Genomic DNA, 11559 nt, shown 5'->3' with positions numbered 1-11559 from the left:
CCGGCTTCATCGGGCCCGTATGCGGGGCAAGCCTTTTTGGTTCCTTTTGTGGCGTTTGACAAAAGGGACTCGCCCGAGGGGGCGAAACAAGAAACATCAACGCACTCGGAGCGGCGCGCCACACCCAAACCCAATAGACAGTTGCTCCTACGCCACCCTTACCCATGCCATTTTCGTCCGCGATGCCCTGCGCTGCGTTCGTCTCAGAGCTTCTCGTCAGGCTCTTCGCTGGGCCGGGTCTTGTTCACCCCGGGCAGGTGCAGGCCGCTTTCGGCCAGTTGGCCGCCTTCGAGCTGCGGCTGGGTCACCCAGGTGAGGATGTCGTAGTAGCGCCGTACGTTCTGCACGAAGTGCACGGTCTCGCCGCCGCGTGCGTAGCCGTAGCGGGTCTTGCGGAACCACTGCTTCTGCGACAGGCGCGGCAGCATCTTCTTCACGTCCAGCCACTTGTCCGGGTTCAGGCCTTCCTGCTGGGCCAGCTTGCGGGCGTCGTCCAGGTGGGCGCTGCCGATGTTGTAGGAGGCCAGGGCGAACCAGCTGCGGTCCGGCTCCTTGATGCTGTCTGGCAGTTCGTCGCGGATCTGGTCGAAGTACTTGCCGCCGCCCTGGATGCTCTGCTTGGCGTCCAGGCGGTTGGACACGCCCATGGCCTGGGCGGTGCGGTTGGTCAGCATCATCAGGCCGCGCACCCCGGTCTTGGAGGTGGCGTCGGGCTGCCACATGGATTCCTGGTAGCCGATGGCGGCGAGCAGGCGCCAGTCCATCTTCAGCGTCTGGGCGATCTGCTTGAAGTGCGGCTCGTAGCGCGGCAGGCGCTGCTGCAGGTGCTGGGCGAAGGTGTAGGCGCCGACGTAGCCGAGCACGTCGACATGGCCGTAGTAGCGGTCCTTCAGGTGCTGCAGGGTGCCGTCCTGCTTGACCTTGTCGAGGAACCTGTTGACCTCGGCGTACAGGCTGTCGTCCGTCCCGCCGGGCAGGGCCCAGGCCAGGCCGCGGGCGTCGCCGAGGTCGAAGGCGACGCGCACGTTGGGGAAGTAGACCTGGTTCATCGCCAGCTCGTTGGAGTCGATCAGCGTCAGGTCGATGTCGCCGACGTCCACCATGCGCAGCAGGTCGACCATCTCGTCGGCGTCGGATTCCTTGTACTCCAGCTTCGGGTAGCGCTTCTTCAGCTCAGCCAACTGCATGGCGTGGCTGCTGCCCTTGAGCACCACGATGCGCTTGCCGATCAGGTCGTCCGGACGGGTGGGGCGCGGGTCGCCGTTGCGGTAGACCACCTGGGGGGTGACGTCCAGGTAGGAGTGCGAGAAGCGCACCGAGGTCTCCCGCTCGCCGCCGGGGGTGAGGCCGGCGGCGGCCAGGTCGGGGCCGCCGGATTGGCCGAGCTTGCTGTAGAGGTCGTCGAGGTTGTCGGCGGTCTCCATCTGCAGCTTCACCCCCAGGTGATCGGCGAAGCGCTTGGCCAGTTCGTATTCGAAGCCGGTCTCGCCGTTGCGATCCTGGAAGTAGGTGGCCGGGCTGTTACGGGTTATCACCCGCAGCACTCCGTCCTTCTGCACCCGCTCCAGGGCTGTCGGGGCTTTCGCCTCGCTACAGCCGGAGATCAGCAGAAAGATACAGGTCGCCAGGATCCATACGGCGGAGCGCACGCGTGACGGGTTCAGGGCAAACATCGGCGCAGTATACGCCAAGGTCGCGGAGCCCAATATCTGGACAGCTCGGGGCATCTCTGCTAGCGGCTTCGTTTCAGACGCCGTGCCAGACGCCGGTCAGGGGCCCCGGGGCGCGCCTGGAGCGGGCGTGCGGCGAGCTCGCTCGAAAGCGCTCGAAGATGAATGGCGCCGCTCCCCCGCCCAATGGCAGAAAGCCCTCGCCGTCGGCCGAGCTGCAGGTGCCGCCGGGGCACGCTTTACGGTAGAATGCACGGCCTCTGCGGGCCGGCCCTCCCGGCCCTGCGAATTCCCCTGTCTCCAGAGGCTGTTCCGACAATGCTGATCCTGCGCGGCGCTCCCGCCCTTTCCGCCTTCCGCCACGGCAAACTGCTCGACCTGCTCACCCGGCAGGTACCCGCTGTCACCGGGCTGTACGCCGAGTTTGCGCACTTCGCCGAGGTCAGTGGCGTGCTGACCGCCGATGAGGAACAGGTGCTCGGCCGGCTGCTGAAGTACGGCCCGAGCGTGCCGGTGCAGGAGCCCAGGGGCCGGCTGTGCCTGGTGGTGCCGCGCTTCGGCACCATCTCGCCGTGGTCCAGCAAGGCCACCGACATCGCCCATAACTGCGGCCTGGCGAAGCTCGAGCGTATCGAGCGCGGCATCGCCTACTACGTCGCCGGCGAGCTCTCCGAGGCCGACGTCGCGCAAGTCGCAGCGCGCCTGCACGACCGCATGACCCAGCTTGTCCTGAAGGATCTGGAAGAGGCCGCCGGCCTGTTCAGCCATGCCCAGCCCAAGCCGCTGACCGTGGTCGACATCCTCGGCGGTGGCCGCGCCGCGCTGGAGCAGGCCAACGTCCAGTTGGGCCTGGCCCTGGCCGAGGACGAGATCGACTACCTGGTGAAGAGCTTCGTCGAGCTGGGCCGCAACCCCCACGACGTCGAGCTGATGATGTTCGCCCAGGCCAACTCCGAGCACTGCCGCCACAAGATCTTCAACGCCAGTTGGGACATCGACGGCCAGGCCCAGGACAAGAGCCTGTTCGGCATGATCAAGAACACCTTCGAGATGCACCGCGAAGGCGTGCTGTCCGCGTACAAGGACAACGCCGCGGTGATGACCGGCTCGGTCGCCGGGCGCTTCTACCCCGACCCGCAGACCCGCCAGTACGCCGCCAGCGAACAGCCGGTGCATATCCTGATGAAGGTCGAGACGCATAACCACCCGACCGCCATCGCCCCGTTCCCCGGCGCCTCCACCGGCTCCGGCGGCGAAATCCGCGACGAGGGCGCCACCGGCCGCGGCGCCAAGCCCAAGGCCGGCCTGGTCGGCTTCACCGTCTCCAACCTGAACATCCCCGGTTTCGAGCAGCCCTGGGAAGTGCCCTACGGCAAGCCCGAGCGCATCGTCACCGCGCTGGACATCATGATCGAAGGCCCGCTGGGTGGCGCGGCCTTCAACAACGAGTTCGGCCGCCCGAACCTGACCGGCTACTTCCGTACCTTCGAGCAGGCCGTCGCCACTCCGCGTGGCGAGGAAGTGCGCGGCTACCACAAGCCGATCATGATCGCCGGCGGCCTCGGCAACATCCGTGAAGACCACGTGCAGAAGGGCGAGATCAGCGTCGGCGCCAAGCTCATCGTGCTCGGCGGCCCGGCCATGCTCATCGGCCTGGGCGGCGGCGCCGCCTCGTCCATGGCCACCGGCGCCAGTGCCGCCGACCTGGACTTCGCCTCGGTGCAGCGCGAGAACCCGGAAATGGAACGCCGCTGCCAGGAGGTCATCGACCGCTGCTGGCAACTGGGCGAGCAGAACCCGATCAAGTTCATCCACGACGTCGGTGCCGGCGGCATCTCCAATGCCCTGCCGGAGCTGATCAACGACGGCGGCCGCGGCGGCCGCTTCGAACTGCGCGCGGTGCCCAACGACGAGCCGGGCATGAGCCCGCTGGAAATCTGGTGCAACGAGTCCCAGGAGCGCTACGTGCTCTCGGTCGACGCCGCCGACTTCGAGACCTTCAAGGCCATCTGCGAGCGCGAGCGCTGCCCGTTCGCCGTGGTCGGCGAGGCCACCGAGGAAAAACACCTGACCGTCGCCGACAGCCACTTCGGCAACAAGCCGGTGGACATGCCGCTCGACGTGCTGCTCGGCAAGCCGCCGCGCATGCACCGTTCGGTCAGCCGTGAAGCGGAGGTCGGCGACGACTTCGCCGCCGCCGGCCTGGACCTGGCCGAAGCCGCCGAGCGCGTGCTGCGCCACCCGGCCGTGGCCAGCAAGAACTTCCTGATCACCATCGGCGACCGCACCATCACCGGCCTGGTGGCCCGCGACCAGCTGGTCGGCCCCTGGCAGGTACCGGTGGCCGACTGCGCCGTCACCGCCACCAGCTTCGACGTCTACACCGGCGAAGCCATGGCCATGGGCGAGCGCACCCCGCTGGCGCTGCTCGACGCCCCGGCCTCGGGGCGCATGGCGATCGGCGAGACCATCACCAACCTGGCCGCCGCGAGCATCGACAAGATCGCCGACATCAAGCTGTCCGCCAACTGGATGGCCGCCGCCGGCCACCCGGGCGAGGACGCGCGCCTGTACGACACCGTCAAGGCGGTGGGCATGGAACTGTGCCCGGCGCTGGGCATCACCATCCCGGTGGGCAAGGACTCCATGTCCATGAAGACCCGCTGGCAGGATGGCGAGGTGGAGAAGAGCGTGACCGCGCCGATGTCGCTGATCATCTCCGGCTTCGCCCCGGTGACCGACGTGCGCCGCACCCTGACCCCGCAGCTGCGCCTGGACAAGGGCGAGACCGACCTGATCCTGATCGACCTCGGCCGCGGCAAGAACCGCCTGGGCGGCTCGATCCTGGCGCAGACCTACGGCAAGCTCGGCCAGCAGGCCCCGGACGTCGACGACGCCGAAGACCTCAAGGCCTTCTTCGCGGTGATCCAGGGCCTGAATGCCGACGGCCACCTGCTGGCCTACCACGACCGTTCCGACGGTGGCCTGCTGGCCGCCGCCGTGGAAATGGCCTTCGCTGGCCACTGCGGCCTGTCGCTGCGCCTCGACGCCCTGGCCGCCAGCCGTGAAGAGCTGGGTGCCGCGCTGTTCAGCGAGGAGCTGGGGGCGATCATCCAGGTGCACGAAGGCGCCACCCCGGAAGTGCTGGCGCAGTTCAGCGCCGCCGGCCTGGACGACTGCGTGGCGGTGATCGGCCAGCCGGTCAACGGCGACGAGGTCGAGCTGAGCTTCAACGGCGAAATCGTCTACCGCGCCGAGCGCCGCCTGCTGCAGCGCATCTGGAGCGAGACCAGCTACCAGATCCAGCGCCTGCGCGACAACGCCGCCTGCGCCGACCAGGAGTTCGACGGCCTGCTGGAGGAAGACAACCCCGGCCTGTCCGTCAAGCTTTCCTTCGACGTCAATGACGACATCGCCGCGCCCTACATCAAGAAGGGCGTGCGTCCGCGGGTGGCGATCCTCCGCGAGCAGGGCGTCAACGGCCAGGTGGAAATGGCCGCGGCCTTCGACCGCGCCGGCTTCGCCGCGGTGGACGTGCACATGAGCGACATCCTCGCCGGCCGCGTCAGCCTGGAAGACTTCAAGGGCCTGGTGGCCTGCGGCGGTTTCTCCTACGGCGACGTGCTCGGCGCCGGCGAAGGCTGGGCCAAGTCGATCCTGTTCAACGCCCGTGCCCGCGACGGCTTCCAGGCCTTCTTCGAGCGCAAGGACAGCTTCGCCCTGGGCGTGTGCAACGGTTGCCAGATGATGTCCAACCTGCACGAGCTGATCCCCGGCACCGAGTTCTGGCCGCACTTCGTGCGCAACCGCTCCGAGCAGTTCGAGGCGCGCGTGGCCATGGTCCAGGTGCAGGAGTCGCAGTCGATCTTCCTGCAGGGCATGGCTGGCTCGCGCCTGCCGATCGCCATCGCCCACGGCGAGGGCCATGCGGAGTACGAGAGCGAGGAGGCGCTGCTGGAGTCCGACCTGTCCGGCTGCGTGGCGCTGCGCTTCGTCGACAACCACGGCAAGGTCACCGAGACCTACCCGGCCAACCCCAACGGCTCGCCGCGCGGGATCACCGGCCTGACCAGCCGCGACGGCCGCGTGACCATCATGATGCCGCACCCGGAGCGGGTGTTCCGCGCCGTTCAGAACTCCTGGCGCCCGGACGAGTGGCAGGAAGACGGCGGCTGGATGCGCATGTTCCGCAACGCCCGCGTCTGGGTGGGCTGAGTTCGAGCCCGGGACGGGAAAAGGGGAAGGCTTCGGCCTTCCCCTTTTTCGTTGTGGCGCCGTTTTTCCCGGGTCGATGGCGCGTGGGGCGGGCCATCGCGGACGGAGTCCGCTCCTACGGGGGAGTGGCGTGGGTGGGGATGGCGTAGGGCGCATAACGCCTAAAGCGTTATCCGCCATTTTTCATCGGGCTTCGGTGCATTGGCCGGCGGCGGATAACCGCGAACGGTTATGCGCCCTACGGTCGAGCGCGGGTGTAGGAGCGGACTCCGTCCGCGATAATCACTGCTACGGGAATCCAGGAGAGGAGGGGGCATTGGCCGAGTCGGAGATCCTTCCCGAAGTCCGCCACGTGGAGGCCGGCCAGGCCCTGCGCCTGTGCCGTTGCGGCCGTTCGCCGACACTGCCGGATTGCCCGGCGGACTGCGCCCGGGCGCTGGCGTGGGTCGCGCCGCGCGAGCAGTTCCTGCTGCTCTGCCGCTGCGGCCGTTCGGCCGACCTGCCTTACTGCGACGGCAGCCACGCGCCCCCCACCGAAGGTTGGGCTGGGCGCTGGCGGCGCTTTATCGGAAAGTGATTTCGACTGAATCTGCACTCCATCACGTTTTACAAATCTTGGGAATTTTCCTCCAGAACGTGAAGGCAATCGCGCTGTCGAAATTTGCCGAGCATGACCGTCGAGTCACTGGAGGCAAAATGCCACTATCTGTGGCAGCATTCGCTCCTCGACTCCCCACCCGGTCCAGTTTTCCGCCACGGAGCGTCCGATGTACAAACTCTGCTTCTATGTTCCCGAGACTCACCTGGAGACGGTGAAGAAAGCGGTGTTCGCCGCAGGTGCAGGACGCATCGGTGCCTATGACAGTTGCTGCTGGCAGGCCCTCGGCCAGGGCCAGTTCCGCCCGCTGCAGGGCAGCAACCCCTTCCTCGGCGCGGCCGGCCTCGTCGAGCAGGTGGCCGAGTGGAAGGTGGAGATGGTGGTGGCCGACGAGCTGATCCACGACTCGGTCAAGGCGCTCAAGGCCGCGCACCCCTACGAGACGCCGGCCTTCGAAGTGTGGCGGCTGTCGGACATGGTGTTCTAGCCGCCGCGGACATGAAAAAGGCGCCCTCGGGCGCCTTTTCGTTTCCCGCTCAGGGGCGGATCTCGATCAGCGTACCGTCCTTGACCAGGCTCCAGACCTCCTGCATGTCCGGGTTGGTCATGGCGATGCAGCCGTTGGTCCAGTCCAGGGTGGAGAAGTACCACTCCGGGTATTCGTCGCTCTGCGGGGTGCCGTGGATCATGATCATGCCGCCGGGCGACAGGTTCTTCTCGCGGGCACGCATCACGTCGCGGGCGTTGGGGTAGGAGATGTGCATGGACAGGTTGAACTTGTCGCTGGTCTTGCGCCAGTCGATCCAGTAGAAGCCTTCCGGCGTGCGGTTGTCGCCCTCGGCCAGCTTGGTGCCGCGCGGGCTCTTGCCCAGGGAGATGCGGTAGCTCTTGAGGATCTTGCCGTTGCTCAGCAGGTGCAGCTTGTGCTCGGACTTGAGCACCAGCACCTTGTCGATGCGGCCTTCCAGGGTCGGCGTCGCATTGGCCTGCGAGAAGGCGGCAAAGGTCAGGCACAGAAAGGCAAGCAGCCAGCGCATGGAAAGACGATCCCCCGGATGTTCGATAAAGCGCCGCGATGCACGGCCCTGCAAAGTGTTCAGGTCTTCTTATGGTGGCCCAGCATGGGTGCTATGGCCTCGTTGCGCACCGGGAAGTCCTGCCTCTGCCGGTCGCTGAAGTAGCATTCTAAGGTACGGCCCACGGTGGGGAAAGCCAGCTCCGACCAGGGAATCGCCGATTCTTCGAACAGGCCCACCTCCAGGCTTTCCTCGCCGGCGGCGAAGTCCAGGTCGGCCAGCTCGGCGCGGAAGAACATGTACACCTGGCTGATGTGCGGCAGGTCGAACAGGGTGTAGAGCTGCAACTGGCGCACGCGGGCGCAGGCTTCCTCCAGCGTCTCGCGGGCGGCGGCCTGCTCGAGGGTCTCGCCGTTCTCCATGAAGCCCGCCGGCAGCGTCCAGAAGCCCTGGCGCGGGGCGATGGCGCGGCGGCACAGGAGGATGCGCCCCTCCCACACAGGCAGGCAGCCGGCGACGATGCGCGGGTTCTGGTAATGCACCGTCTGGCACTGGTCGCAGACATAGCGTGGCCGGTTGTCGCCGCTGGGGATGCGCAGGCTCACGCTGGCGCCGCACTGGCTGCAGAATTTCATGCACTTTCCTTGGGAATCGATCTTGCCATCTTGCTCGCCGGAAGGCCCGCGCAGCAAGGGGGTGGGGCTTGGGGCGAGGCCGTCTTTCGTGCCATGATTCCATAATTGAGCGAATGCCTTACACGCAGGATGTCCGCATGCTGGACGAGCTGCGCCGGCGTATCACGGCGCACACCCCACAGGACCTGAACAGCGAACACGGCTTCCCCGAAGCCGCGGTGCTGTTGCCCATCACCCGGAGCGAGGAGCTGGTGCTGACCCTGCGCGCCACCGGGTTGTCCACCCACAGCGGCGAGGTGGCCTTCCCCGGCGGGCGGCGCGACCCCGAGGACGTCGACCTGATCCACACCGCCCTGCGCGAGGCCGAGGAGGAGATCGCCCTGCCGCCGAGCCTGGTGGACGTGGTCGGGCCGCTGAGCACCCTGGTCTCGCGCCACGGCATCAAGGTGACGCCGTTCGTCGGTTTCGTACCCGACTTCGTCGAGTACACCCCCAACGACGGCGAGATCGCCGCGGTGTTCAAGGTGCCGCTGGAGTTCTTCCGCGGCGACCCGCGGGAAATGACCCACCGCATCGACTACTTCGGGCGCAGCTGGTACGTGCCCAGCTACCGCTTCGGCGAGTACAAGATCTGGGGCCTGTCGGCGATCATGGTCGTCGAGCTGGTCAACCTGCTGTTCGATGACCACATCGACCTGCACCAAGCGCCGCCGCAATTCATCAAGCTCAGCTGAGCGGCGCGGTACGACAACAAGATGCCTGAGGAGCCACCGATGAAATACCGCCTGGGCGATGCCCGAGTCGAAACCCACCCCGACAGCTGGATCGCGCCGAACGCCGCGGTGATCGGCAAGGTGCGCCTGGACGCCGGCGCCAGCGTCTGGTTCAACGCCGTGCTGCGGGGCGACAACGAGCTGATCCACATCGGCGAGAACAGCAACGTCCAGGACGGCACCGTGATGCACACCGACATGGGCTTCCCGCTCACCCTCGGCAAGGGCGTGACCATCGGCCACAACGTCATGCTGCATGGCTGCACGGTGGACGACTACAGCCTGATCGGCATCAACGCGGTGGTGCTCAACGGCGCGAAGATCGGCAAGTACTGCATCATCGGCGCCAATTCGCTGATCCCCGAGGGCAAGGTGATTCCCGATGGCTCGCTGGTCATGGGCTCGCCCGGTAAGGTGGTGCGCGAGCTGACCGAGCAGCAGAAGAAGATGCTCGAGGCCAGCGCCGCCCACTACGTGCACAACGCCCAGCGCTATGCCCGCGACCTGGCCGAGCAGGAAGAATGAGCCAGGAACGCCCGGTGGCCTCGCCCTGCGTCTACGTCTGCACCCTGGACGAGCAGGACCTGTGCATCGGCTGCCAGCGCACGGCGGACGAGATCACCCGCTGGGGCCGCATGGACAACGACGAGCGCCGCGAGGTGCTGCGCCAGTGCCACGAGCGCGCCCGCGAACAGGGCGTGCTGCTCTAGCGCGCCGAAGAACATCCCCTTCCCGAGGTTGCACGCAATGCCCCGTATTGGAACCCCCCTGTCGCCCACCGCGACCCGCGTACTGCTCTGTGGCTCCGGCGAGCTGGGCAAGGAAGTGGTGATCGAGCTGCAACGCCTGGGCTGCGAAGTGATCGCCTGCGACCGCTACGCCGACGCCCCGGCCATGCAGGTGGCGCACCGCAGCCACGTGCTGAGCATGCTCGACGGCGCCGCCCTGCGTGCGGTGATCGAGCAGGAGAAGCCGCACTACATAGTCCCGGAAATCGAGGCCATCGCCACCGCCACCCTGGTCGAGCTGGAGGCCGAAGGCTACACCGTGGTGCCCAGCGCCCGCGCCGCGCAGCTGACCATGAACCGCGAGGGTATCCGCCGCCTGGCCGCCGAGGAGCTGGGCCTGCCCACCTCGCCGTACCACTTCGCCGACACCTACGAGGAATATGCCGCCGGCGCCGCCGCCGTGGGCTACCCCTGCGTGGTCAAGCCGATCATGAGTTCCTCGGGCAAGGGCCAGAGCGTGCTCAAGTCCGACGCCGACCTCAGGGCCGCCTGGGACTACGCCCAGGAAGGCGGCCGCGCCGGCAAGGGGCGGGTCATCGTCGAAGGCTTCATCGACTTCGACTACGAGATCACCCTGCTCACCGTGCGCCACGTCGGCGGCACCACCTTCTGCGCGCCCATCGGCCACCGCCAGGTGAAGGGCGACTACCACGAGTCCTGGCAGCCCCAGGCCATGAGCCCGAAGGCCCTGGCCGAGTCGGAGCGCGTGGCAAAGGCGGTCACCGAGGCCCTGGGCGGCCGCGGCCTGTTCGGCGTCGAGCTGTTCGTCAAGGGCGACCAGGTGTGGTTCAGCGAAGTCTCGCCGCGCCCCCACGACACCGGCCTGGTCACCCTGATCTCCCAGGACCTCTCCGAGTTCGCCCTGCACGCGCGGGCCATCCTTGGCCTGCCGATCCCGGCGATCCGCCAGTTCGGGCCCTCGGCCTCGGCGGTGATCCTGGTGGAAGGCGAGTCGCGGCAGGTCAGCTTCGGCAACCTGGGCGCCGCGCTGACCGAGCCGGACAGCGCCCTGCGCCTGTTCGGCAAGCCGGAAGTCTCCGGCCAGCGGCGCATGGGTGTGGCCCTGGCGCGCGCCGAGTCCGTCGAGGAAGCGCGGGCCAAGGCCACCCGTTCGGCCGAGGCGGTGGTCATCGAGCTGTGAACCGCCTGGCGGGGCTGGCCTGGTGGGCGGCGGCGCTGCCGCTGATGCCGCTGGCCCTGCCATTGGCCGTGCGCACCCGGCGCACGGCCCTGCGCCTGGCGCCGGCGGCCGGTTCCCGCGAGGGGCTGGCCGGCGCCGAACTTCCCGGCGAACCGTTGCGGCTGCTGTTGCTCGGCGAGTCGACCGTCGCCGGCGTCGGCGCCTCCTGCCTCGACTTCGCCCTGGCCGGCCGCCTGGCTATTGCCCTGGCGGCGCGCCTGCAGCGGCCGGTGGCCTGGCGGGCGCTGGGGGAGAACGGCATCACCGCGAGCGAAGCCTGCGAGCGCCTGCTGCCGCTGGCCGACGGGCGCTACGACCTGGTGGCGCTGGTCTTCGGCGTCAACGACACCACCCATTTCAGTTCCAGCGAGCGCTGGCAGGCATCCATCGCCCGCCTGGTCGGGCATTTCCAGGCCGGCGGCGCGCGGGTGGTGTGCACCGCCGTGCCGCCGCTGCGGCATTTTTCCGCATTACCCTGGCTGCTGCGGCAGTTGTTGGGCTGGCGCGCGGCCCTGCTGGATCGCCAGCTACAGGCGTTGGCCCAGGCGCAAGGCGCCGGCTACTGCGCGGTGGGGTTGGAGATGCAGCCGCAGTATCTCGCTATCGATGGCTATCACCCGTCCGCGCTGGGCTACCAGGTGTGGGGCGAGCATCTGGCGGACTGGCTGGTGGCCGCGGACCGCG

Annotated in this window: 11 protein-coding genes; 8 read left to right on the top strand and 3 right to left on the bottom strand. The window is 67.8% G+C overall.

What is annotated here, in order from left to right; all coding sequences use genetic code 11:
* Positions 1-203: 203 nt before the first annotated feature.
* Positions 204-1673 (bottom strand): membrane-bound lytic murein transglycosylase MltF, encoded by a 1470-nt coding sequence (gene mltF, locus DK254_RS15525; RefSeq protein ID WP_109934468.1) that lies wholly within the window; start codon positions 1671-1673, stop codon positions 204-206.
* A gap of 315 nt (positions 1674-1988) precedes the next feature.
* Between mltF and purL the strand changes: the two genes are divergently transcribed.
* The 3 genes from purL to DK254_RS15510 all read left to right on the top strand — a co-directional run bounded on the left by purL (position 1989) and on the right by DK254_RS15510 (position 6970).
* Positions 1989-5885, top strand: a complete 3897-nt coding sequence (gene purL, locus DK254_RS15520) for a phosphoribosylformylglycinamidine synthase (RefSeq protein WP_109934467.1) — start codon at positions 1989-1991, stop codon at positions 5883-5885.
* Positions 5886-6201: 316 nt separating this feature from the next.
* Positions 6202-6462 (top strand): CDGSH iron-sulfur domain-containing protein, encoded by a 261-nt coding sequence (locus tag DK254_RS34790; RefSeq protein ID WP_256595871.1) that lies wholly within the window; start codon positions 6202-6204, stop codon positions 6460-6462.
* A 190-nt stretch (positions 6463-6652) separates the two neighbouring features.
* On the top strand, positions 6653-6970 hold the full coding sequence (locus tag DK254_RS15510) for a YqfO family protein (RefSeq protein WP_109934465.1): 318 nt from the start codon (positions 6653-6655) through the stop codon (positions 6968-6970).
* Between the two features lie 49 nt (positions 6971-7019).
* On the opposite strand, the gene DK254_RS15505 is transcribed toward DK254_RS15510, so the two are convergent.
* A complete protein-coding gene (locus tag DK254_RS15505) occupies positions 7020-7520 on the bottom strand; it encodes a murein L,D-transpeptidase family protein (protein WP_109934464.1) in 501 nt (166 codons plus the stop codon).
* A 59-nt stretch (positions 7521-7579) separates the two neighbouring features.
* Positions 7580-8134: an NUDIX hydrolase gene (locus DK254_RS15500; protein WP_109934463.1), complete on the bottom strand. Its 555-nt coding sequence runs from the start codon at positions 8132-8134 to the stop codon at positions 7580-7582.
* 137 nt (positions 8135-8271) lie between these two features.
* Here DK254_RS15500 and DK254_RS15495 point away from each other — a divergent pair, with 137 nt between their 5' ends.
* From DK254_RS15495 to DK254_RS15475, 5 genes are all read left to right on the top strand, one after another.
* On the top strand, positions 8272-8868 hold the full coding sequence (locus DK254_RS15495) for a CoA pyrophosphatase (RefSeq protein WP_109934462.1): 597 nt from the start codon (positions 8272-8274) through the stop codon (positions 8866-8868).
* A 39-nt stretch (positions 8869-8907) separates the two neighbouring features.
* Positions 8908-9432, top strand: a complete 525-nt coding sequence (locus DK254_RS15490; protein ID WP_109934461.1) for a gamma carbonic anhydrase family protein — start codon at positions 8908-8910, stop codon at positions 9430-9432.
* Positions 9429-9617 (top strand): DUF1289 domain-containing protein, encoded by a 189-nt coding sequence (locus DK254_RS15485; RefSeq protein ID WP_089391428.1) that lies wholly within the window; start codon positions 9429-9431, stop codon positions 9615-9617. Before DK254_RS15490 ends, DK254_RS15485 begins: the two co-directional genes overlap by 4 nt.
* Before the next feature lie 37 nt (positions 9618-9654).
* Positions 9655-10836 (top strand): formate-dependent phosphoribosylglycinamide formyltransferase, encoded by a 1182-nt coding sequence (gene purT, locus DK254_RS15480; RefSeq protein ID WP_109934460.1) that lies wholly within the window; start codon positions 9655-9657, stop codon positions 10834-10836.
* The coding region (locus DK254_RS15475; RefSeq protein ID WP_109934682.1) for an SGNH/GDSL hydrolase family protein at positions 10833-11559 on the top strand (727 nt) is incomplete at its 3' end. The genes purT and DK254_RS15475, both read left to right, overlap by 4 nt.

This window comes from Pseudomonas sp. RW407 (genome assembly GCF_003176655.1).
Taxonomy (GTDB): domain Bacteria; phylum Pseudomonadota; class Gammaproteobacteria; order Pseudomonadales; family Pseudomonadaceae; genus Pseudomonas; species Pseudomonas delhiensis.
The sequence above is the reverse complement of the archived record's forward strand: the minus strand, read 5'-3'. Positions and strand labels throughout refer to the sequence as shown.

What these genes read in the sequence shown, in the direction of transcription:
- mltF (WP_109934468.1), bottom strand. Translation starts at nt 1,673, where the DNA reads ATGTTTGCCCTGAACCCGTCACGCGTGCGCTCCGCCGTATGGATCCTG.
- purL (WP_109934467.1), top strand. Translation starts at nt 1,989, where the DNA reads ATGCTGATCCTGCGCGGCGCTCCCGCCCTTTCCGCCTTCCGCCACGGC.
- DK254_RS15510 (WP_109934465.1), top strand. Translation starts at nt 6,653, where the DNA reads ATGTACAAACTCTGCTTCTATGTTCCCGAGACTCACCTGGAGACGGTG.
- DK254_RS15505 (WP_109934464.1), bottom strand. Translation starts at nt 7,520, where the DNA reads ATGCGCTGGCTGCTTGCCTTTCTGTGCCTGACCTTTGCCGCCTTCTCG.
- DK254_RS15500 (WP_109934463.1), bottom strand. Translation starts at nt 8,134, where the DNA reads ATGAAATTCTGCAGCCAGTGCGGCGCCAGCGTGAGCCTGCGCATCCCC.
- DK254_RS15495 (WP_109934462.1), top strand. Translation starts at nt 8,272, where the DNA reads ATGCTGGACGAGCTGCGCCGGCGTATCACGGCGCACACCCCACAGGAC.
- DK254_RS15490 (WP_109934461.1), top strand. Translation starts at nt 8,908, where the DNA reads ATGAAATACCGCCTGGGCGATGCCCGAGTCGAAACCCACCCCGACAGC.
- DK254_RS15485 (WP_089391428.1), top strand. Translation starts at nt 9,429, where the DNA reads ATGAGCCAGGAACGCCCGGTGGCCTCGCCCTGCGTCTACGTCTGCACC.
- purT (WP_109934460.1), top strand. Translation starts at nt 9,655, where the DNA reads ATGCCCCGTATTGGAACCCCCCTGTCGCCCACCGCGACCCGCGTACTG.